The 20761-nt window shown below is 73.0% G+C and carries 25 protein-coding genes; 14 read left to right on the top strand and 11 right to left on the bottom strand.

What is annotated here, in order from left to right; translation table 11 throughout:
• The first annotated feature begins 4 nt into the window (after positions 1-4).
• On the top strand, positions 5-535 hold the full coding sequence (locus tag ACFVTH_RS01195; RefSeq protein WP_387085845.1) for a VOC family protein: 531 nt from the start codon (positions 5-7) through the stop codon (positions 533-535).
• Between the two features lie 33 nt (positions 536-568).
• Here the strand turns inward: ACFVTH_RS01195 and ACFVTH_RS01190 are convergent, their stop codons facing one another.
• Entirely contained in the window at positions 569-1135 is a 567-nt protein-coding gene (locus ACFVTH_RS01190; protein WP_387085842.1) for an ArsR/SmtB family transcription factor, read from the bottom strand.
• Positions 1136-1184: 49 nt separating this feature from the next.
• Between ACFVTH_RS01190 and ACFVTH_RS01185 the strand changes: the two genes are divergently transcribed.
• Both ACFVTH_RS01185 and ACFVTH_RS01180 read left to right on the top strand, forming a co-directional pair.
• Positions 1185-1772, top strand: a complete 588-nt coding sequence (locus tag ACFVTH_RS01185) for a dienelactone hydrolase family protein (RefSeq protein ID WP_387085839.1) — start codon at positions 1185-1187, stop codon at positions 1770-1772.
• 37 nt (positions 1773-1809) lie between these two features.
• Complete coding sequence (locus ACFVTH_RS01180; RefSeq protein ID WP_387085836.1) at positions 1810-2358, top strand: GNAT family N-acetyltransferase; 549 nt, start codon at positions 1810-1812, stop codon at positions 2356-2358.
• A gap of 27 nt (positions 2359-2385) precedes the next feature.
• Here ACFVTH_RS01180 and ACFVTH_RS01175 read toward each other — a convergent pair whose 3' ends face one another.
• The 3 genes from ACFVTH_RS01175 to ACFVTH_RS01165 form a co-directional block, all read right to left on the bottom strand.
• Positions 2386-3138: a patatin-like phospholipase family protein gene (locus tag ACFVTH_RS01175; protein WP_387085833.1), complete on the bottom strand. Its 753-nt coding sequence runs from the start codon at positions 3136-3138 to the stop codon at positions 2386-2388.
• A 130-nt stretch (positions 3139-3268) separates the two neighbouring features.
• Positions 3269-3673 carry a hypothetical protein gene (locus tag ACFVTH_RS01170; protein WP_387085830.1) on the bottom strand — a complete coding sequence of 135 codons (405 nt, stop codon included), beginning with the start codon at positions 3671-3673 and terminating at the stop codon, positions 3269-3271.
• 61 nt (positions 3674-3734) lie between these two features.
• Positions 3735-4079 carry a LysR family transcriptional regulator gene (locus ACFVTH_RS01165; RefSeq protein ID WP_387085827.1) on the bottom strand — a complete coding sequence of 115 codons (345 nt, stop codon included), beginning with the start codon at positions 4077-4079 and terminating at the stop codon, positions 3735-3737.
• Positions 4080-4194: 115 nt separating this feature from the next.
• On the opposite strand from ACFVTH_RS01165, the gene ACFVTH_RS01160 reads away from it, so the two are divergent.
• A complete protein-coding gene (locus ACFVTH_RS01160) occupies positions 4195-5709 on the top strand; it encodes a hypothetical protein (protein WP_387085824.1) in 1515 nt (504 codons plus the stop codon).
• Positions 5709-6317, top strand: coding sequence for a class I SAM-dependent methyltransferase (locus ACFVTH_RS01155; protein WP_387085821.1), 609 nt, complete (start codon positions 5709-5711; stop codon positions 6315-6317). Before ACFVTH_RS01160 ends, ACFVTH_RS01155 begins: the two co-directional genes overlap by 1 nt.
• Before the next feature lie 32 nt (positions 6318-6349).
• Here ACFVTH_RS01155 and ACFVTH_RS01150 read toward each other — a convergent pair whose 3' ends face one another.
• From ACFVTH_RS01150 to ACFVTH_RS01135, 4 genes are all read right to left on the bottom strand, one after another.
• On the bottom strand, positions 6350-10180 hold the full coding sequence (locus tag ACFVTH_RS01150; protein ID WP_387085818.1) for an SCO7613 C-terminal domain-containing membrane protein: 3831 nt from the start codon (positions 10178-10180) through the stop codon (positions 6350-6352).
• Positions 10177-10428: a helix-turn-helix domain-containing protein gene (locus tag ACFVTH_RS01145; RefSeq protein ID WP_386940258.1), complete on the bottom strand. Its 252-nt coding sequence runs from the start codon at positions 10426-10428 to the stop codon at positions 10177-10179. Before ACFVTH_RS01145 ends, ACFVTH_RS01150 begins: the two co-directional genes overlap by 4 nt.
• On the bottom strand, positions 10428-10904 hold the full coding sequence (locus ACFVTH_RS01140; protein WP_387085815.1) for a DUF2975 domain-containing protein: 477 nt from the start codon (positions 10902-10904) through the stop codon (positions 10428-10430). The genes ACFVTH_RS01145 and ACFVTH_RS01140 overlap by 1 nt, the downstream gene beginning before the upstream one ends.
• A gap of 167 nt (positions 10905-11071) precedes the next feature.
• Positions 11072-11650, bottom strand: a complete 579-nt coding sequence (locus ACFVTH_RS01135; RefSeq protein ID WP_387085812.1) for a 1-acyl-sn-glycerol-3-phosphate acyltransferase — start codon at positions 11648-11650, stop codon at positions 11072-11074.
• A gap of 88 nt (positions 11651-11738) precedes the next feature.
• On the opposite strand from ACFVTH_RS01135, the gene ACFVTH_RS01130 reads away from it, so the two are divergent.
• From ACFVTH_RS01130 to ACFVTH_RS01115, 4 genes are read left to right on the top strand one after another with little or no spacing between them, the layout of a single operon-like run.
• Positions 11739-12053, top strand: a complete 315-nt coding sequence (locus tag ACFVTH_RS01130) for an NIPSNAP family protein (RefSeq protein WP_387085809.1) — start codon at positions 11739-11741, stop codon at positions 12051-12053.
• Positions 12054-12089: 36 nt separating this feature from the next.
• On the top strand, positions 12090-13772 hold the full coding sequence (locus ACFVTH_RS01125) for an ABC-F family ATP-binding cassette domain-containing protein (protein WP_387085806.1): 1683 nt from the start codon (positions 12090-12092) through the stop codon (positions 13770-13772).
• Between the two features lie 44 nt (positions 13773-13816).
• Positions 13817-14245 (top strand): PPOX class F420-dependent oxidoreductase, encoded by a 429-nt coding sequence (locus tag ACFVTH_RS01120; protein ID WP_387085803.1) that lies wholly within the window; start codon positions 13817-13819, stop codon positions 14243-14245.
• Positions 14246-14289: 44 nt separating this feature from the next.
• Entirely contained in the window at positions 14290-15186 is an 897-nt protein-coding gene (locus ACFVTH_RS01115; RefSeq protein WP_387085800.1) for a DNA-formamidopyrimidine glycosylase family protein, read from the top strand.
• Between the two features lie 25 nt (positions 15187-15211).
• Here ACFVTH_RS01115 and ACFVTH_RS01110 read toward each other — a convergent pair whose 3' ends face one another.
• The 3 genes from ACFVTH_RS01110 to ACFVTH_RS01100 form a co-directional block, all read right to left on the bottom strand.
• Positions 15212-16114: a hypothetical protein gene (locus ACFVTH_RS01110; protein ID WP_387085797.1), complete on the bottom strand. Its 903-nt coding sequence runs from the start codon at positions 16112-16114 to the stop codon at positions 15212-15214.
• A 54-nt stretch (positions 16115-16168) separates the two neighbouring features.
• A complete protein-coding gene (locus tag ACFVTH_RS01105) occupies positions 16169-16387 on the bottom strand; it encodes a hypothetical protein (protein ID WP_387085794.1) in 219 nt (72 codons plus the stop codon).
• A gap of 62 nt (positions 16388-16449) precedes the next feature.
• Positions 16450-16806, bottom strand: a complete 357-nt coding sequence (locus ACFVTH_RS01100) for a DUF4180 domain-containing protein (protein ID WP_387085791.1) — start codon at positions 16804-16806, stop codon at positions 16450-16452.
• A gap of 239 nt (positions 16807-17045) precedes the next feature.
• Here ACFVTH_RS01100 and ACFVTH_RS01095 point away from each other — a divergent pair, with 239 nt between their 5' ends.
• The 5 genes from ACFVTH_RS01095 (at position 17046) to ACFVTH_RS01075 (ending at position 20750) form a co-directional block, all read left to right on the top strand.
• Positions 17046-17228, top strand: a complete 183-nt coding sequence (locus ACFVTH_RS01095) for a CsbD family protein (protein ID WP_386940276.1) — start codon at positions 17046-17048, stop codon at positions 17226-17228.
• Positions 17229-17264: 36 nt separating this feature from the next.
• The gene (locus tag ACFVTH_RS01090; RefSeq protein WP_386940277.1) at positions 17265-17522 is read left to right on the top strand and encodes a DUF6458 family protein; all 258 of its coding nucleotides are present in this window, start codon (positions 17265-17267) and stop codon (positions 17520-17522) included.
• 119 nt (positions 17523-17641) lie between these two features.
• Entirely contained in the window at positions 17642-18262 is a 621-nt protein-coding gene (locus ACFVTH_RS01085) for an RNA polymerase sigma factor (RefSeq protein WP_387085788.1), read from the top strand.
• Positions 18263-18353: 91 nt separating this feature from the next.
• Positions 18354-19805 carry a hypothetical protein gene (locus ACFVTH_RS01080; RefSeq protein WP_387085785.1) on the top strand — a complete coding sequence of 484 codons (1452 nt, stop codon included), beginning with the start codon at positions 18354-18356 and terminating at the stop codon, positions 19803-19805.
• 84 nt (positions 19806-19889) lie between these two features.
• A complete protein-coding gene (locus ACFVTH_RS01075; RefSeq protein ID WP_387085782.1) occupies positions 19890-20750 on the top strand; it encodes an Fpg/Nei family DNA glycosylase in 861 nt (286 codons plus the stop codon).
• Positions 20751-20761 lie beyond the last annotated feature (11 nt).

Genomic DNA, 20761 nt, shown 5'->3' with positions numbered 1-20761 from the left:
CACGATGTCCGCACCCGCCGCCCCCGAGGGGTACGCCACGGTCAATCCCTTCATCATCACCAGCGACGCCGATGAGCTCGCCCGGTTCGTCGTCGAGGTCTTCGACGGCGAGGAACGCGCGGAGGCCCGCACCGTCGACGAGGACGGCCTGCTTCTGCAGGCCGAGGTTCGCGTGGGAACCACGACCATCATGTTCGCCGAGCGCAAGCCGGACTGGCCCTTCACTCCGAGCCTGCTGCAGGTGTACGTCGACGACCTCGACGCGGTGCTCGAGCGCGCCCTCGCCCGCGACGCGCGGCTCATCACGAAGCCGACCGACTTCTTCGGGACCCGGTTCGCTCGCATCCAGGATTCGAGCGCCAACATCTGGTGGATCTGGCAGCACGGCGAGCCGGCCTGGGAGGAATCGGCCGGGGAGGAGGACTGGACCGTCGACGAGCAGGGCGATGGATGGGGAGCGGTCTCGCCCGAGCTCGCCTACATCCACGACACGCTGCTCGAGGCGATGACCGCCTTGCGCGACCCGAAGGGCTGAGCGGCGCATCGCCTGCGGAGACCTCGGCCGCGGTCACCCCTCCTCGGCAGGCAGTGTCGGATACTCCGTCGGGTAGACGCCGATCGCGAACCCGTAGACGGTCTCGCCCGACCGCGGCAGCCGGTCGAACTCCTCGACCAGTTCGGCCATGCGGCGCCAGAACTCCGAGGCCTGGTCCTCCGAGATGCGCGCGTGGCGGATGAAGCCCCAGAGCTCGCCGTTCTCGAACGCCGCCGCCGATTCGCGCGCCGCGACCTCGAAGTCGTTGAAGTCGCCCGTCGGCTCCTCGTCCGTCGGCGACCGCTCGGCCGACACGGTGAACATCCGCGCGGTGCGACCGTAGAAGCGCTCTTCGATCGCGCGCACCTTGCGAGTACGCACCACCTGCAGCAGTCCGTTGCGTGCGAGGACGTCCACGTGGTGCGCGACCGTGCTCTTCGGTCGATTCACGGCCGCCGCCAGCTCGGTGACGGTCGCCGCCCGCTCGTGGAGGAGCTGCAGGATCGTCGTGCGGAGCGGGTGGCCGATCGCCCGAACCTGGGCCGGCTCGGTCAGCGCCATGCGGTCGGCGAGCTCGTAGCCGGGAGGGTTGTCCGCCATGACCGAACAGACTAGCATTCTCGAATGATCCAGAACATTCGATCAATCGATGAAGGGCGCCGCTGACATGGCCGAAGTGCTGCTGTACCACCACATCCAGGGCCTCACCGAGGGCGTGCGGGCCTTCGCCGACGAGCTGCGCCAGGACGGCCACACCGTGCACACGCCCGACCTGTTCGGCGGGCGCACGTTCGGCAGTATCGAGGAGGGGTTCGCCTTCGCCAAGGAGACCGGGTTCGAGAGGTTCCGTGAGCGCGGCGCGGTCGCCGCCGATGAGCTCAGCACCGAGCTCGTGTACGCCGGGTTCTCCTTCGGCGTGACGATCGCCCAGCGGCTCGCGCAGACCCGGCCGGGTGCGCGCGGGGCCATCCTCATGTACTCCTGCATTCCGGTCGACGAGTTCGGGGGAGTCTGGCCCGAGGGCGTGCCCGTGCAGATCCACGGCAAGGAGGGCGACGAGTTCTTCGACGAGGACCTGCCGGCCGCGCGCGAGCTCGTCGGCTCCACGAGCGACGCAGAGCTGTTCGTCTACCCCGGCGACGAGCATCTCTTCGCCGACTCCTCGCTCGACGCGTACGACGCCGAAGCCTCGGCACTGCTCATGAAGCGGGTGAAGGGGTTCCTCGCCGCCCGCTGAACCGCGCGCGGGCGGGCGATCGTGCGACGATGTCGAGGTGACCCTCCCGACGCCCAGACTCGAAACCGAACGACTGCGACTGCGTCCCTTCGCCGACGCCGACGGCGACGCCCTCTTCGCCCTGAACAGCGACGCCGAGGTGCTGCGCTACTGGGACTCGCCCCCGTGGACCGACCGGGCGTCGATCGAACGCTTCATGACCGGATGCCGGCGCATGGCGGAGGAGGGCAGCGGTGCGCGCGTCGCCATCGAACGGATCGGCGACGGTTCGTTCGTCGGTTGGGCGACCTTCAACAGCTGGAACCCCGACTTCAGGAGCGCGTCGCTCGGCTACTGCTTCACCCGGTCGGCGTGGGGTCACGGCTATGCGACCGAGTCATCCCGTGCACTGCTCGGGTGGGCCTTCGACGCGCTCGACCTCAACCGGGTGCAGTCCGAGACCGACACCCGTAACGTCGCATCGGCGCGGGTGCTCGAGAAGCTGGGCTTCGAACGCGAGGGCACGTTGCGCGAGGATTGCATCGTCAACGGCGACGTGTCCGACAGCTGGGTCTACGGGCTGCTGCGCCGCGACTGGGAGCGCTGAGCGCGCGGACGGAGAGGCCGCGCGGCCTCAGGCGGACGCGAGCACGGATGCGGCGTCGAGCGCGACGGCCGCGGCACGGCGGCCCTCGGCGATGAGGCGCGGGGCGTCGGCCATCGTCCACTGCGCCATGCCCTCCATCTCGGGCTGGACGAGCACGACCGAGGGGTCGCGCACGAGGTCGGCGGTGCGACTCACCGTCCGCATCATGCGGACGTTCTCGAACTTCGCGTGCAGGCGCACGACGACGACCTCCGAGGCGCCGAGCTCGCGGGCGGCGGCGAACGGCACGTTGTCGACCATGCCGCCGTCGGCGAGGAGCGCACCGTGGCGACGCACCGGCGCGAGGAGGCCCGGTACCGCGATCGTCGACCGCAGCGCGACGCTCAGCGGCCCGCGGTCGATGATCACCGCCCGCCGGGTGCGGAGGTCGGTGGCGACCGCGCCGAAGCGTCGCGGGAGGTCTTCGATCAGCGGATCGCAGCCGAACACGCGCCGGACGGCGTCGTCGATCGCACGGGAGTCGAGCAGCCCCAGCCGCGGAGCGAACGACCAGCGGGCGATCTGCCGCCAACGGAAGTCGAGGGCGACGCGTTCGATCTGCGTCGCGTCGAACCCGGCCGCGTAGGCGGCGGCGATCAGCGCTCCGGAGCTGGTACCGACCGCGATGCCGGGCCGGATGCCACGGGCCTCGAGCTCGTGCAGTACGCCGACGTGTGCCGCGCCGAACGCGGCGCCGCCGCTCAGTGTGAGGCCGAGGGCGGGGTCGTCGCTCGCGATCACGTCCGGTTCTCCGATCTGTCTGCGCTCGACCGTATCCTGCCCATGCCGGGTGATGCTGTGCGGTGGCGGTGAGAAAGCTGAGTGCGAGGTGCAGTGTGAGCGCTCGAGACGAGGGCGCAGGTCGAGCCGGTCACTCGGTCTCGGCGAGCGCCGCGAAAGGCGCCAGCGGCACGATGCCCGTTGCCGCCGCAGCGAGATCGGCATCTGCGGCGATCAAGGCGTCGGCCTGCAACGAGGCGACGGCGAGGTACTCCGCGAGCGGGGTATCGGCCCAGTCGAGCCGGGCGGCGAGCTTCCATGCGACCGCGCGAGACACCCGGTCGCCGAGGAGGCGGATCTTCAGCGCGGCCAGTCGTTCGAGCAGCTCGCGGCCGGAGCGCTCGTCGAGTCTGCCGTCGCGCACCTCGCGGTAGAGCAGCGAGAGCACGTGCGAACGCAGGACCGCGGGTGCGACGAGTCGGTGCCCCTCGTGCGGCGTGACGTCCTCGCGGATGACACGGAGTGCCGTTTCGGCATCGATCGCGTATCGCGTCATGCACTCATCGTGTCAGGTGGTGCAGCCCACGACGAGTGCCGAGGTGTCGCGGGTGTGCGGGTCAGCGCCCCTGGCGCTTCTTGTAGGGCTTCGGCTGCCCCTTCACGATCGGGGCGCGGCCCTTGCCCTTCGACGCCTTCGCCTTGCCGCCGGTCTTCGCCGTCGACTTCTCGGCCGGTGGAGGCGCCGCGGCGACCCGTGCCTCGGCCTCGGGGAGGAACGCGGCGCCGACTTCGGTCAGTCGGGTCGGTGCCTGCCGGGTGAGGAGCGGGTGCCCGATCTCGGTCTCGAGCTTCTCGATCGAGGTGTACAGCGAGGCGAGGGGGATGCCGAGGGCTTCGGCCGCACGAGGAAAGTGCAACTCCTCGGCGACGGCGATGAATCGTCGGAGATCGGCGATCTTCACGGGAGGCCCTTCGTCAGTCCGCGCGTACCGCGGTGGTTTCAGGGTACGTGAGTTCCTGCTCGATCCGCCGAGGGCGAGCGGTCCTCATGTCATCCCCGTCCCGTAGTCTGCGGTGATGCCCCTCCCCGCTCGAGCGGCCGCCGCCACGGCGATCGACCTCCCCGCGCCGATCCCCGAGGACGCGCCGCGGTACTTCGGCACCGCGACCCGTGTGCTCGGCCCGCGCCACCTGGTCACCTCGTGGGTCGAAGGGCGCGCGACGTCGAAGATCGGCGTGCTCGACCTCGACGACGGCACGTGGCGGGTCGGCGGAGGACTTCGCAGCGGGCTGCGGGAGGCGTTCGCGCTTCCGGGCGATCGCGCCCTCCTGCTCGGCGACTACGGGCTCCTCGAGTTCGATCTCGTCGCGCTCGAGGTCGTCCGCAGCCTGACCGCGAAGATCGGCAAGCACAACGGTCTCCTGCGCCTCGACGAGGACGACCTCGGTCGCGTCGTCGTCGGCAACCACGCCCAGGCTACGGAGGCGCTCGTCTCGCTCGAGACGCTGAGCTTCGCCGGTCGCCGGCGCCGCCGAGTTCCCCCGGTCGAGCCGATCGGCACCGAGGCCGCCGCTGCCGGCATCCGGCGGGTGCTCCTGCGCGCGGCCGGCCTGCTCGTCGGCTCCACGGCAGCGGAGAGCGGAGCCCCGCAGCAGCTGGTCGTGATCTCCGATGGCGAACTCCTCGTCAGGGTCGATCTCCCCGACGGCGTCGAGAGCGCCCATCTCGTCCGCGATGGCATCATCGTGGCGCCGCCCGACCTCGGCCGCACGCGGGCGCTCACCGCGGTCACCGGCCTCGTCGAGACGCAGGGCGGGGCGGGCGCAGCGGGCGACCAGGACTCGACGCTCGACGCGCTCATCAGCGGCGCGACTCGATCGGCCGCAGAGATCCTGCGGAAGCGGGCACGCCGCACCCCGCCGCGCACCGTCGTCAGGGATGTCCGGCTCGGCGCAGGCGACGAGCTCACGGATGTCTCCGCGGAGCGCATCACGCTCGACGGCTGCGATGCGATGCGGGCCGGCACCGCCGGCGAGCGGCCGCGCATCGCCCGCGTCCACGTCGCCGACCTCGAGATCCGATCGGCATCGGTGAGCGGTGCCGTGCTCGAGGACGTCGTCGTCGACGGGGTCCTCAACACGCCGGACACCGGGTTCGTGTTCGGTTGCGAGCTGCGGCGCGTGACGCTCACGGGCCGCATCCGACATCTCATCCTGGACCCCGAGCTGCACGACCCCGACCCCGCGGTCGAGCGTCGCTACATCGAGTGGCATCGCGCCCGACTCGAGGACCCCGAATGGATGCTCGACCTCCGCGAGGCCACCGGCGCGATCGAGGTCCGCGGCTACCCCTCGCGGTTCATCCGGCGCAACCCCGAGCTGCACGCCGTCGTCAGCGCGGCGTCCGCGGCGGATTCCGATTGGCGCTCGATCGATCGCGGGCGTTCGTCGCTCGGCGTCACCCTCGACATGGCAGAGCGCTCCGGCTGGGAGGACGCGATGCTCATCGTCGATCCGCACGGATCCGCTGCCGACGACGACTTCCGCTTCGTCCGCGAGCTTCGCGCTCGCGGGATCGCCGAGCCCGACTGATGGCGACGACGCGGGCGGTGCGCGACGGCTACGCGGCACGTGCGAGCGAGTACACGGCGCTGCTCGGCTCGATCGGCGACCTGGCCGAGCCCGACCGTGCGCTGATCGAGCGCTGGTCCGAGACGATCGAGGGGCGGGCGATCGACGCCGGGTGCGGGCCGGGGCACTGGACGGGGTTCCTGCACGACCGCGGCGTGGAGGTCGTCGGCATCGATCTCGTGCCCGAGTTCGTCGACATCGCCGCCCGGCGCTTCCCCGACGTCGACTTCCGCATCGGCGAGCTCGGCTCGCTTCCCGTCGAGGATGCCTCGCTCGGCGGCCTGCTGTCGTGGTACTCGATCATCCACACCGAGCCCCGCGCGGTGCCGGCCGTGCTCGACGAGTTCGCGCGGTGCCTCCGGCCCGGGGCGACGCTCCTCCTCGGCTTCGTCGACGGCGCGCGGCTCGAGCCCTTCGACCACGCGGTCGTGACCGCGTACGGCTGGCCGATCCGCCAGATGGGACGCGCGCTCGTCGCCTCGGGCTTCGACGTCGTCGAGACGCACGCGCGCCACGACGCGGGCAGCCGCCCGCACGCCGCGATCCTCGCGCGACGTCGCGCCGGCTGAATGAGGCCGGCCTCAGCCCGCGCGGCGATGCCTCACCGGAGGTCGCCGAGCCGCGCGGCGATGCCCTGCTGGGCGCCGACCCGCCGCTCGCTCGTCACGGCGATGATGAGCAGCACCGCACCGACGACGGCGAGGGTGATCCACCACGGCATCGACTCGATGCCGCGGCCGATCTGCACGGCGAAGACGACGACGTTCTCGATCGGCAGCACGACGATGCCGATGACGAACGGCGCCGCGAGCTTGCGGGCCGAGCCGACGAGGATCGCGATGAGCGCGAACACGATGACGAGGATGGCCCGCCACGTCTGGGGGTCGGTGAACGTCGCCGTGATCGACGCGGAGAGCAGTACCACGAGGCCGGGCGCGAGGAGCGCCCACGAGCCGCGCGGGCCCGCCGGCCAGGCCGTGAGCCGTGCGGCGATCGAGTCTCGGTCCGGTGATGCGGTCGTCGTCGCCGGCTCGCCGGCGCGCCGCAGGGCGACGACGCCCGCCGCGAGCAGGAAGAGCCCGAGCGGCACCGAGAACCACTCGACGCGCAGCTCGCGGGGGCTCCACGCGACCACCGACGTCACGAACGCGAGCGCGAACAGGAACGATGCGGGCGGCAGGCTCGTGCCCACGTCGAACGAACGCACCGCGCCGAGCAGCATGACCACGAGCAGGGCGAGCATGAGCACCCACATCGACCAGATCTCGGGCCATTCGGCACGGATCGCCGGCCAGGCCGCGACGGCGACGAACACGTACGCGGGCGCGGCGAGCCAGCGCGAGCGCGACAGCGCCGAGCCCGGTGCGGCTGCGGCGCCGATCGCGCGAGCCGCGACGACGGCGGCCGCGCCGCCGAGGAGGCCGACGCCGAGGCAGACGAGCACGAGCGGGACGGCACTCGCCGACATCGCGGGCACGCCGTCGAGGCCGAGGCGGACGCCCTGCAGCGCTGCCCCGGAGGCGGCGACGATCGCGGCCGCGAACACGGCCGGTCGCAGCGCCCGAAGTCGCGAGCGGCGAGCGGAGCGCCCCGGAGCGGCGGGGGAGCCGCCCACCCGGCCGAGCAGCAGCCCGACTGCGACGAGCAGCCACGCCGTGCCGATCATCGCCCAGCTGCGCACGTCGGCGGCGAGGCTCGCGCCGCCGCCCGACGCGATCGAGAGCGCCACCGCGGCGAGCGTCGGCACGATCGCGACGAGCAGGCCGGATGCCACGAGTCCCACGCCGCGCCCACCGCGGAGGACGAGCACCGCTCCCACGAACGCAGCGCCGAGCCCCGGCGGCACGAGGTAGGCCTCGATGACGGTGACTCCGGCGAGGCCCCAGGCGCTCCAGAGCGCGCCCGTGAAGCTCGCCCCCGCGAGCCACCACCCGAGTCGGCGGCGCTGCACGACGGCCATCACCGTCGCGCCGAGCCCGAGGACGACGAAGACGAGGAACGTCGTCTCGAGTCCGGCGGCGCTGCGCAGGAGCGAGAGCAGCACGGCGATCGCGCCGGTCGCGAGCGTCGAGACCTCGACGGCGATGCGCGCGGCACGGGACGGCCCGGTGCCGAGCCCGCGGCGTTCGAGCGCGCGTCCGATCGCCGTGCTCGCGGGCAGCACGGTGGCGACGAGCACCGCGATGACGGGCAGCACGACCGGCGAGGCGCTGCCGGCGAGCACCTCGGCGCCGAGGCAGACCACGACCACCGCGGCGCTCGGCACGACGAGCGCCGCCGCGGCGGCGCGCAGTGCGATGCCGAGGCCGGGGCGCCTCGTGACGACGAGCGCGACGGCGAGGAGGAGCATGAGCCCGGTCGACAGCGCCGTCCACCCGCTGCGCTCGAACATCACCTGCGCGATGCCGATGCCGAACGGTACGGCGGCCACCGCGAGGATCGCCCACCACGACCGCGCGCCGATGCGCGGCAGGAACGTCGCCACGATCGCCACGAGCAGGCCGGCGGCGGTCGTGAGGCACCACTGCGCGATGCCCACGAGCGCCGTCGTGCCGAGTACGGTCGCGACGACGGTGAGCGCGTAGGCGAAGCCGGCGCCGACGTAGATGAATCGAAGCCCTGCGGGGGCGACGAGTGCGAGGGCGGCGACCCCGACGAGCAGCGCGATGCCGGCCCACGGCTGCGTCGAGGCATCCGTGCCCGCGACGAACGCGCCGAGCACGATCGCGAGGTGGGCACCGCCGCGCAGCGCGACGCCGACGAACGTGCGCCGGCGGAGGACGGCGACGAACCGGAGGAGGGCGGCGACGCCGAGCACGAGTGCCAGCGCGATCGCGATGCGCACGCCGAGCGCGAGGGCCGGCACGCAGGCGAGCTGCACCCAGGCGAGCATGCCGAGCAGCACCGAGACGGTGCCGAACGGGCCGTCGACCGCGATCGCGGCGGCCGAGGCGGACGCGGCGTCGCGCGCGGTCGTCTCGCGTGCGCGCCGGCGGGACGAGATCACGGCGAGGGCCGCGGCGCCGACCGCGGCCGCGGCGCACGACGAGGCCACGGCGAGGAGGTCGCCGGGCCTCTCGGGCGGCAGACCGCCGGGCACGGGCGAGAGCGCGCCCGCCAGCGTCACGAGCACCGTCACGATCCCGGCGAACGTCGGTGCGACGACGGATGCCCCGGCGGCGACGAGTGCGCCGGCGCCGAACGCGCCGGGCACGAGCTGGGGCAGTCTCGGCAGCGCGAGCCATGCGGCGATGACGCCGAGCTGTGCGCCGCCGACGAGCACCACGAGCATCCAGGGCTCCGCCGCGCGGTCGAGTCCGAGACCGAACGGCAGCAGCGCGACCGAGACGACGCCCGCGAACCCGGCGACCGTGCTCCAGAGCCCCCGTGCCGGGTAGCGTGCGGAGAGCACGCCGAGCACCGCGACGGCGGCGAACGCCCCCGACGCGAGCAGCCAGTGGGTCGTGCTCGACGACGCGGCGACGAACGGCAGCAGCACGAGGGCGAGCGGGACCGCCGCGACCTGCATCGCGGTGAGAGTGCGCTCCTCGGCGAGGAGCCCGGTGCCGAAGCGCCGGGCCGCACGACGGGCGAGCGCGATGAGCGCGAACGCGGCGAAGGCCGTGCCGAGGTGCCCGGCGAGCGCGGTTCCGGCCGTGCCGCCCGCGTACCCGAACATCGCCGGCACTGCGGCGAGGGCGATGAGCGAGGTCCAGAGCCAGATGCGGATGCCCGCGAGCAGCCCCATCGCCGCCATCACCGCACCGCCGACGAGCGTGCCGACCGCCGCAGCCGACCACGCGCTCGCCGGAGCGGTCGCGAGCTCGACGAACGACGACACGTCGAGGGCGACGAACACGAGGCCGAGCCCGCCGACCGACTCGGCCGAGAAGCGCAGGCCTCGCCGGGCGAGCCACCACGCGCCGCCGAGGAACACCAGGGTGATCGCCGCGATGATGGCGCTGCGGGCGCCGTGGTCGGTGAGATCGGGGTTGAAGAAGGTGAACACGACGGCCGCGACCGCGAGGAGGCCGGCGCCCGCGACCGCGAGCACCGACTGGACCGTCGCGGTCGACTCGCGGCGCGACGGCGGCGGGGTCACGAGCACAGGCGCCCCGCCGGCGGATGCCGCGGCTGCCGGCGGTGCGGTCGCGGTGGACGCCTGGGCATCCGCCTGCATCGTCGCGACGGCCGGGAGGGTCGCCGCGATCCGTTCGACGACCGCCTGCCGGGCGCCGATCGCGTTCGCGGCCTGCACGGAGGCGGCCGCGAGCTCGGCGCCGAGGACGGCGTCGATCGCCGCGCCGCACGTCGGGCAGCGCCCGTCGCGCAACCGATCGCGGGCGCACACCGGGCATGCGGTGGCATCGAGCAGGTAGGCCGCGGTGGCGTCGCTCCAGCCGCGGGCGGGGGAGACGACGGGGAGGGTCATGCCGACACCGTCGACTCGGGTCGGGTCGGGGCATCCGCACCGTCGTCGGGCACCCATCGCAGGATGTCGCCGGGCTGGCACTCGAGCACGCGGCAGATGGCGTCGAGCGTCGAGAAGCGCACCGCCTTCGCGCGCCCGTTCTTCAGCACCGAGACGTTGACCGGGGTGATGTCGATCGCGGCCGCGAGGTCGGCGACCGACATCTTGCGGCGGGCGAGCTCGACGTCGAGGTCGATCACGATGGCCATCACACCACCTCGGAGAGGTCGTGCTGCAGTTGGGCCGCGTTCGTGAGCAGTCCGCGCATGACCCCGACGAGGAGGGCCAGCCCCGAGCCGACGACGATGCCGAGCGCGCAGAGCAGCTGCACCGAGGGGTTCGCGACGCCAGCGGAGAACAGGAGCACCCCGGCGACGGCGATGAGCAGCGTCGCCGCGATGATGGAGGCGAGGATGAGGTCGACCCATCGGAAGGCGTCCGAGCTGAAGATGTTCTGCTCGCCGACCATCGAGAGCAGCCGCCACACGCAGAGCATCACGACCTCCACGCACACGAGGAACAGCACGGCGATGACGATGCCCGGACCCTCGAGCCCGGCGAGCTCGGGGTAGCTCTCCGCGAGGTTGCGGGCCGTGCCCGGCACGAGGAACAGCTGGCACGAGAGGAGGAGCAGGAGCATCACGGCGATGAGGGCCTTGAGCACGATGAGGGTGGGCCGTTGCATGTGATTCCTATCGATAATCGGTAGACACCTATCGAGAAACGATACACATGGGCCGCAGAATCCGGTAGCGGCGCGCAGACGACCCGCCGGCGAGCTGCGGGTTCGGGATCCCACGGCGACGCCGGTGCGAATGGGCGGGCGACGCCTCGACGATGCCCGGGCGGGCGTCAGCCCGCGGAGCCCTGCTCCTCGCGCAGGCGCGGCTCGACGCGCTGCTCGGGGCGCACGCCCGCCTTGTCGGCGTAGAAGGCGCGGATCACGTCCATGTCGGCCGAGACGTCGCCCGTGAGTTCGAGGGTCGGGCCGAGGCCCGTCGTCATCGTGGTGCGGTCGACGTAGCCCAGCGTGACCGGCATGCCCGTCTCGCGGGCGATGCGGTAGAAGCCCGACTTCCAGTACTCGTGCGCGCCGCGCGTGCCGTCGGGCGTGACGACGAGCCCGAAGACCTCGCCGGCGCGGATGCGCTCGACGACCTCGCCGACGACGCGGCTCGGGTCGGCGCGATCGACGGGGATGCCGCCGAGCCCGCGCATGATCGGGCCGCGCCAGCCGGTGAACAGGCTCTTCTTGCCGAGCCAGCGCACGTCGATGCCGAGTCGCCAGGCGATGGCGAGCATGAGCACGAAGTCCCAGTTCGAGGTGTGCGGGGCGCCGACGAGCACCGTGGGACGCGTGGGGGCCGGCTCGCCCGCGAGGGTCCACCGGCTGAGAGCCCAGTAGACACTGGAGACGAGGCGACGCAGCATCCGGCAACCGTATGCGATCGCATATGTCTGTGTCGGTATGCGTAGCCCCGGTCGCCGCGCGGCCGCCGCATGCAGCAGGATGTCTCGGATGAGCAACGCCGTCACCGTGCACCTCCGCTACGAGATCGACCCCGACAGGATCGCCGAGTTCCGCGAGTACGGGGAGCGCTGGATCCGGCTCGTGAACCGGCTCGGGGGCACGCACCACGGGTACTTCCTGCCGAGCGAAGGCGACAGCGACGAGGCCTTCGCGCTGTTCACGTTCCCGTCGCTCGCCGCCTACGAGCAGTACCGACTCGCGTCGGCCGAGGACGCCGAGTGCGTCGAGGCGTTCCGCTTCGCCGCCGAGACGAAGTGCATCCGCCGGTACGAGCGCCGCTTCCTCGCGCCCGTCTTCGAGTAGGCGATGCTCCGGGCCCGTGCTGGCTAGGGTTGTCCGGTGACTGCAACACTCGTGGCCCAGGGCCTCGCGGGCGGATACGCCCACCGCACGCTGTTCGACGACCTCGACCTCACGGTCGCACCGGGCGACGTCGTCGGCGTCGTCGGCGCGAACGGCGCGGGCAAGTCGACGCTCCTCGGCATCCTCGGCGGTGCCGTCGCGCCGCTCGCCGGCACGGTCTCGCTCGCGCCCTCCGACGCCTTCGTCGGCTGGCTGCCGCAGGAGCACGAGCGGGTCGAGGGCGAGACGATCGCGCAGTACGTGGCGCGGCGCACGGGGTGCGCCGAGGCATCCGCCCGCTTGGATGCCGCGGCCGAGCTGCTCGCGCTCGCCGAACCGCCGGCCGGGGTCGACCCCGGCGAGGAGTACTCGGTCGCCCTCGAACGCTGGCTCGCCTCCGGGGCGGCCGACCTCGACGAGCGGCTGCCCGCGGTGCTCGCCGAGCTCGGGCTCGCGTCGGGCACCGGGACGGGCGACGGCGAGTCGGCCGTCACCCCCGACTCGCTCATGACCGGGCTCTCCGGCGGGCAGGCCGCTCGCGTCGGCCTGGCCGCGCTCATCTGCTCGCGCTTCGACCTCGTGCTGCTCGACGAACCCACCAACGACCTCGACCTCGACGGGCTCGCCCGGCTCGAGTCGTTCGTCGCGGGGCTCCGCGGCGGGGTCGTGCTCGTGAGCCACGACCGCGAGTTCCTCGCCCGCACCGTGACGAAGGTGCTCGAGCTCGACCTCGCCCAGCACTCGAACCGCCTCTACGGAGGCGGCTACGACGCGTATCTCGAGGAGCGCGAGACGGTGCGCCGCCATGCGCGCGAGGACTACGAGGAGTTCGCGGCCAAGAAGGCCGACCTCGTCGCGCGGGCGCGCGTGCAGCGCGAGTGGTCGAGCCAGGGCGTGCGCAACGCGATGAAGAAGTCGCCCGACAACGACAAGATCCGCCGCAAGGCCGCCACCGAGTCGAGTGAGAAGCAGGCGCAGAAGGTGCGCCAGATGGAGAGCCGGATCGCACGCCTCGAGGAGGTCGAGGAGCCGCGCAAGGAGTGGAAGCTCGAGTTCACGATCGGGCAGGCGCCCCGCTCGTCGTCCGTCGTCGCGACGCTCGACGCCGCCTCGGTCGGCCGCGGCGACTTCACGCTCGGGCCCGTGACGCTGCAGGTGCAGGCGGGCGACCGCATCGGCATCACGGGCCCCAACGGCGCCGGCAAGTCGACCCTGCTCGGGCTCCTCCTCGGCCGCATCGCGCCCGACGGCGGACGTGCCAGCCTCGGGTCCTCGGTCGCGGTCGGCGAGATCGATCAGGCGCGCTCGCAGCTGGCGGGCCGTGCAGCGCTCGCCGACGCGTTCGAGGCGCTCGTGCCCGAGCTCAGCTCGGGCGAGGTGCGCACCCTGCTCGCCAAGTTCGGGCTCAAGGCCGACCACGTGCTGCGCCCGGTCGACGACCTCTCGCCCGGCGAACGGACCCGGGCGGGCATGGCCCTGCTCCAGGCTCGGGGCGTCAACGTGCTCGTGCTCGACGAGCCCACCAACCACCTCGACCTGCCCGCCATCGAGCAGCTCGAGCAGGCGCTCGAGGGCTACGAGGGCACCCTCCTGCTCGTGACGCACGACCGCCGGATGCTCGAGCACGTCCGGCTGGACCGGCGCTGGAACGTCGTCGGCGGTCGGGTCGCCGAGGCATGACGAGCGCGGGCGGGCACGGCGTCGCGGTGCGGGAGAATGGGCGGATGCCCCACACCGCCGCCCCCGCTCGCGACGGCTTCCTCGCGCTCGCGGAGTCGAAGTACGTGCGCCTCACGACCTTCCGTCGCACCGGTGCCGCCGTCCACACCCCGGTCTGGGTGGTCCGAGACGGCGAGCGGCTGCTCGTGACGACCGTGGCCGACTCGGGAAAGGTCAAGCGGCTCGCGCACACCGCGCGGGTGCAGCTCGTGGCATCCGACGTGCGCGGAGCGCTCGACGACGGCGCGGTCGCATTCGAGGCGATCGCGCGCGTCGACGACGGCGACGCGGTGCGCGAGGTGCTCGACATGGCGCTCACGGCGAAGTACGGCGACCGGTACCGCGAGATCCGCACCGCGCGAGAGACGCGCCTCCCGGGTTCGCGCTCGACCGCGCTCGTGATCGAGTTCGCCGAGGGTGCGTCGCTCGGCTGAGTCGCGGGGCTGACGCCGTCGGCGGGGTGTGCGAGCATGTGCGCATGCCCGAGTCACCGGAAGTGCAGGCACTGGCGGAGGAGCTCGACGCCCGCCTCACGAGCCGAGCGCTCACCGGCGTCGACGTCGTCGAGTTCCGCATCGAGAAGACGCGAGGCAGGCCGCCCGAGTCGCTCGTCGGCGAGCACGTGACCGGGGTCGAGCGGCACGGCAAGCTCATCGACCTCGTGTTCGGGGCCGCGGGCCGCCTCGTCGTCTCGCTCGGCCGGCACGGCTGGGCCCGATGGGCCCCGGCCCGAGAGGCCTCCGATCCCGGCCTCGCGTCCGGCGCCGCGCCCGTGGACCCCGCCGACGCGCCGCCCCCGACGCTCGCGACGCTCTCGTTCGGCGACGGCGATGACCGCGTCGATCTCGAGCTCACCGACGCGGGCGACTGGGTCTCCCTCGGCGTCTGGGTCGTCGACGACGCCCTTGCGGTGCCTGCGGTCGCGAAGCTCGGACCGGATCCCGCCGATCCGGCCTTCACCCGGGCCGACTTCGACGCGGCCGTGGTGGGGCGGCGCAAGCAGACCAAGGCGATCCTGCAGGAGCAGGAGTCCCTCGCGGGCATCGGCAACGCCTACTCCGACGAGATCCTGCACGCGGCGAAGGCCTCGCCGGTCACCCATGCGGCGAGACTCGACGATGCCGCGCTCGACGCGCTCTTCACCGCGACGGTCGGCGTGATCGGGGCGGCGATCGAGGCACGACGGGGCATCCCGATCGATCGCCTGAAGACAGAGAAGGTCGCGGCCATGCGCGTGCACGGGCGCGCCGGCGAGGCGTGCCCGGTCTGCGGCGACACCGTGCGCGAGTTCTCGTTCGCGAGTGCGACCGCCGAGTACTGCCCGACGTGTCAGACCGGCGGAGAGGTGCTGCCGCTGCGCTCGGGCGAGGCGTGATCGGCCGACGCGTCGCCGCGCAGGGTCACGATTCGAGCTCGTCGTGGCAGACCACGTCGAGCGGCCAGCCGTACTCGTAGTCGTCGTTGCCGAACACGATCGGGACGATCTCGCCGGCCTCGACGTCGGAGAACCGGTCCGACTCGACGAGGTCGGGCTCGAGCTGGTCCTCCGTCGCAGCGAAGGCCCACGATACCGTCATGATCGCGCACGACGCCTCGGGGATGACCGCCGCCTCCCAGCACCCGAGCTCGTGCTCGATCGGGCAGTCGCTCGTGTACCGGCCGTCCGAGTAGAGCTCGAGCGCCGCCGGGAAGGAGAACATCGTCTCGCGGGCCGTGTAGTGGTCGACGTCGGGATCGTCGGACGAGGCCTCCTCCGACGATTCGGCGAACGTCGACAGGCGCTCGCCGAGCGCCAGGGCGCCGAAGAACGCTCCCACGATGAGCGCGACGAGCAGCACGCCACCCGCGGCGATGCCGACGATCCAGCCGGTGCCGAGCCGTCGGCGCCGTTCCGGAGCCCCGGGGGTCGTCGTCGCGGGGGCCGCCGAGCCGGAGTCGACGGCGGTGGCCCAGGCGGTGGGCCCCGCACCCGGCTGGACCGCGACGGGGGCGCCCGGGCCTGCGACCGGCGCCCATGGGTGCGACGGTGCGGGCGGCTGCGCCGACGTCGCTGCGGGCGGCGTCGCCTCCTCGAGCAGCGGCGGTCGCAGCGCCGTCGGTGTGCCGGCCTCCGCGAGCAGCGCCGTGCGCGCGGCGTCGAGCGTCAGCACCCAGCTGACGGCGGCCGCGCGCTGGTCGCGGTCGGCGTAGCGCGACGGGTGATGCTCCCACACCGCGGCTCGATGCGCCGCATCGACCTGCCCGGCGGTCGGGTTCGAGCCGGGAGGGAGGCGCAGCACGGCGCGGGCGGTGATCGGGTCCACGAACGTGATCATAGGCCCGAGCGGCGGCGATGCCGGCGCGGCCCGGTCGAGCGCTCAGGCGGCCGCGAGCGGCACCCCGCCGACGCGCACCCGGCTGATCGCCTCGGGCGCCGCGGTGAACCGGCCTGCGCGGCCCTCGGGGGTGACGTACTGCACGCGGATGCCGCGACCCACGCGGGCGACCTTGGTCACCTCGTAGGCGCGATCGGCCGCGCTGACGAGCACGTCGCCCACCCGCAGTTCGCGAGTCTGCCGCAGTTCGATGACCTCCATGCTGAGAGTGTCTCAGCACCCACCGACACGCTCGGCGCCCCGGCGCCTCGGGGAGGGCGGTCTCAGCCGAGCTTCGCCGCGAGCGACGCCTCGTCGGGCACGAACCACACGTGCGCACCGCGATTCGACTCCCAGACGAAGTCGCGCAGCGCCGTGCTCGCGTCGACGTGCTCGGCGATGTCGCCGATGACCGCGAGCCGAAGGCGGTAGTTCACGAGCGTCCGGGTGAGTTCGCCCGCGACACCGCTCGAGAGGTCGAAGAAGGAGGGATCGAGCCGTTCGACGGGGACCGCGACGACCGTGGCCGAACGGGCCCACGCGCCGCCCACGAGATCCGCCGCGTCGTCGGCCGTCGAGACGACGGGGCCGTCCGCCGCCAGGACCAGCACGCGGATGCCGTTCTTCTCGTCGATGCGCATGGCTCGACCCTAACCCGGGCACCCGGACGGCGCATCCGTGCGGTGAACGCTCGTGACCCGGCCTTCGCCGGCCGCCCGATCCCCGGTACGACGGGCGACGCGACGCGTCGCGCGCGGGATACGCAGGCATGCGGGCCGCTGTCAACCCGTTGAGGGTGCGAGTGCGGCCTGCCTACCGTTGAATCGACGGCGCGTCGCGATCCGCACGCGTCGAGCGACATCATTCCGAGGAGGACCCCATGGGAACCGAAGACCGGATGGGCAACGCCGCCGAGCGCATGACGGGCAAGGCGAAGGAAGGCATCGGCAAGCTGACCGACAACGAGCGGCTCGAGGCCGAAGGCAAGGCCGATCAGGTCAAGGCCGACGTCAAGGACGCCGGTGAGAAGGTCAAGGACGCGGTCGACGACGCGACGAACTGATCGCCCGCACCCCGACCGATTGCGGAAGGAGCCAGCATGAGCATCGGACTCGGAATTCTGCTCGTGGCCATCGGGGCCGTCCTCACGTACGCCCTGAACGTCACGGTCGACTGGATCGACCTCGATCTCGTCGGCATGATCCTGATGATCGCGGGGGCGGTCGTCACGGTCCTCGGCATCGTGTTCGCGGTGCGCCGTCGACGGAGCGTGTCGGAGACCCGGGCGGTCACCGACCCCGTCGCCGGCGAGCGAGTCACTCGCACCGAGGATCGCGTCGCACCTCCCGAGGTGTGACGCGGGGGAGACGGGCGGATGCCACGGGGGAGACTCCGTGGCATCCGCCTCGTCGTGGCGTTCCCGGCGAACTTCGCCGTCGCGTGCAAGACTCGCGGAACCGGTGACACAGTCAGGTCGTGAGGATCGCGAGTGCCAGTGCCGCCGCCGACGACGACGTGACCGAGGGGGTGGCGATGACCGCGCCCCCCGGCGAGCCCGGCTCGGGCGGCGAGCCCGGCGCCGGTGAGCCCGGCGCCGGCGAGCGCACCGCCGAGACCGAGTGGTTCACCGCCGTGGTGCGTGAGCACGATCGGGCGATCGTGCGCTACTTCGCCCGTCGCGGCCCCCGACAGGACGCCGAGGACCTCGCCGCAGAGGTCTTCGTGACCGCGTGGCGCCGTCGCGACGACGTGCCCCGCGATGCCGTGCTGCCGTGGCTCTACCGGACGGCGGGGTTCACCCTCGCGAACCACCGCAGGAAGCTCGTCGACCTGCCGGTCGACGAGGTCCCGGAGTCGGGGGCCGCTCGCGTCGCCGACGATCCCGAGCTCAGCGTGCTCTTCGACGCCGAGCTGCGCGGCGCGCTCGAGAGCGTCGGCGAACGCGATCGGCGCATCCTGCTGCTGCACGCCTGGGAGGGCCTCGACGGCGCCGAGCTCGCCGCGGTCCTCGGCATCTCGCGCTCGGGCGCCGACGCGGCGCTCTCCCGCGCCCGCAAGCGGCTGCGCGAGGCCTGGGGCGACCGGCTCACCTTCTGATCCGCCCGGCCGGCGGTGCAAGGTTCCGGATGCCGCCGACACATCCTCTTCAGAAGCACGCGTCGGCACAGCACCCACGGAGGCGATCGAGATGAACCGCGAACACGACGACGAGACCCCGCGCGACGACGGCGTCGGAGCCGCCGCCGAGGTCGAGCGCCACGACGGGGCGGCGACCGAGTCGCACGCCGATCCGGTCGCGCGGCTGCGGGCCGCCGACCCGGCCGCCGAGGTCGAGCCGCGGCCCGGGTTCGCCGACGAGGTCGTCGCCCGCGCGACGGCCGAGGGCGGGTCGCCTTCGGTCGAGGCGCCCGCAGCCCCGGACGGGACCACGCCGGTCGCCGACCTCGGCGCCGAGCGCGCGCGGCGCCGGCCCCGATGGCTTCCGATCGCGGCGGCGGCGGCCTCGGTCGCGATCGTCGGCGCCGCGGGCTTCTGGCTCGGCGGTGCGACGAGCACCGCGAACCTCGCATCGACCGCTGCCCCGCCCATCTCGCTCCAGGGCGTCGGCGGCAGCGGCTCGGCTGCGACCGAGGATGCGGCGGGCACTCCCGAGATGGCGGTCGGCGCCGACCAGAAGATGATGGGCGGCGGCGTGGCCGACTCGATGGTCCCGTACGGCTGGGGGCGCCACGTCTTCAGCAGCTCCGGACTCTCCGAGGAGGAGGGCGCGGCCGCCGGCTACGCGTACGACTCCGGCGCGGCCGACACCGTCGACCGGATCGCCGCGCTCGCCGCCGAACTCGGCATCGAGGGCGAGGCCGAGCTGCGCGACGGCAGCTGGATCGTCGGCCCGCCCGATGGGACCGGACCGATGCTCTCGGTCGGCCTCGACGGTGCGCTCGGATTCTGGTTCAACGACCCGGTCGCGAACCCGTGGAACTGCGGCGCGGTGCCGTTCGCGGGCGAGACGACCGAGAGCTCCGAGCCCGTCGCCCCGGTCGAGCCGTGCGAGCCCACCGGCAGCGCGCCGGGCGAGGCCGCGGCGATCGACGCCCTGCGCTCGCTCATCGCGGCCTCGGGCGCCGATCCCGACGGCTTCGAGTACTCCTCCGAGACGTGGGAGGGCTCGCCGACGCGCTACGCGCAGGCCTGGCCCGTCGTCGACGGCCAGCGGCTCGACCAGGCGTGGGCGCTCGAACTCTCCGAGCAGGGCACCGTCAACGCCTCGGGCTCGCTCGCCGCGATCGTCGCGATCGGCGACTACCCGATCGTGAGCGAGCAGGAGGGCTTCGAGCGGCTCTCCGACATCCGCTTCGGCGCCCAGATGACCGCGATGCCGCTCGCGCTTCGCGAGGGCGAACCCGTCACCGAGGAGTGGGTGCCGCCGACCGCGCCGCCCGCCACCCCGGGCGAGGGCACCTCGGTCTCCTGGCCCGTCGACGACGTCGAGATCGTCGACGCCCGGCTCGGCCTCACCACCCAGTGGCAGCCCGACGGCAGCGTGCTCGTGGTGCCGGCCTACGAGTTCACCGATGCGGACGGCGGAACCTGGTCGGTCATCGCGGTGGCCGACTCGGCGCTCGACTTCTCCGCCGAGTAGGGGACTCGGCGGAAGGGGCGTCCGCGCCGGGTGCGGTGGCACCCGGCGCGTGCGTTCGTCGGCGGTCGGTGACAGGATGCCACTGTGCCCGAGCTTCCCGAAGTGCAGGCGCTCGCCGTGTTCCTCGACGAGCGGGCGACCGGCCACGCCTTCGCCTCGCTCAGGGTCGCGGCCATCTCGGCGCTGAAGACCTTCGACCCGCCCCTGTCCGCCCTCGAGGGTGCGCGCATCGACGGCGCGCGGCGGCACGGCAAGTTCGTCGACCTCGAGGCGGCGGGGCTCCACCTCGTGTTCCACCTCGCCCGCGCGGGCTGGCTGCGCTGGTACGACGAGCTGCCGTCGACCCCAGTGAAGCCCGGCCGTTCGCCGCTCGCGCTGCGCGTGAGGCTCGACGACGGCTCGGGGTTCGACCTCACCGAGGCCGGCACCAAGAAGTCGCTCGCCGTCTACGTCGTGCGAAGCCCGTCCGACGTGCCCGGCATCGCCCGGCTCGGCCCCGATCCGACGGCCGCCGACTTCACGCTCGACGACTTCGCGGGAGTCCTCGCCGGCCGGCGCACCCAGATCAAGGGGCTGCTGCGCGATCAGTCGGTGTTCGCCGGCATCGGCAACGCCTACTCCGACGAGATCCTGCACGCGGCGAAGCTCTCGCCGTACCTCCTCGCCGCGAAGCTCTCGCCTGAACAGCTCGAGGGGCTCTACCGCGCGATGCGCGACACCCTCGCCGAGGCGGTGGCCGTGGCATCCGGGCGCCCGCCGGCCGAGCTGAAGGACGCCAAGCGTCGCGCGATGCGTGTGCACGGGCGCACCGGCGAGACCTGCGAGGTGTGCGGCGACACCATCAGGCAGGTGATCTTCGCCGATTCGACGTTCCAGTACTGCCCCGGCTGCCAGACCGGCGGCAAGCCGCTCGCCGACCGGGTGCTCTCCCGGCTCGTGAAATGACGGTGCCGGCT

This window comes from Agromyces sp. NPDC058104 (genome assembly GCF_042884835.1).
Taxonomy (GTDB): Bacteria; Actinomycetota; Actinomycetes; order Actinomycetales; family Microbacteriaceae; genus Agromyces.
This window is presented reverse-complemented; position numbering and strand designations above follow the sequence as displayed.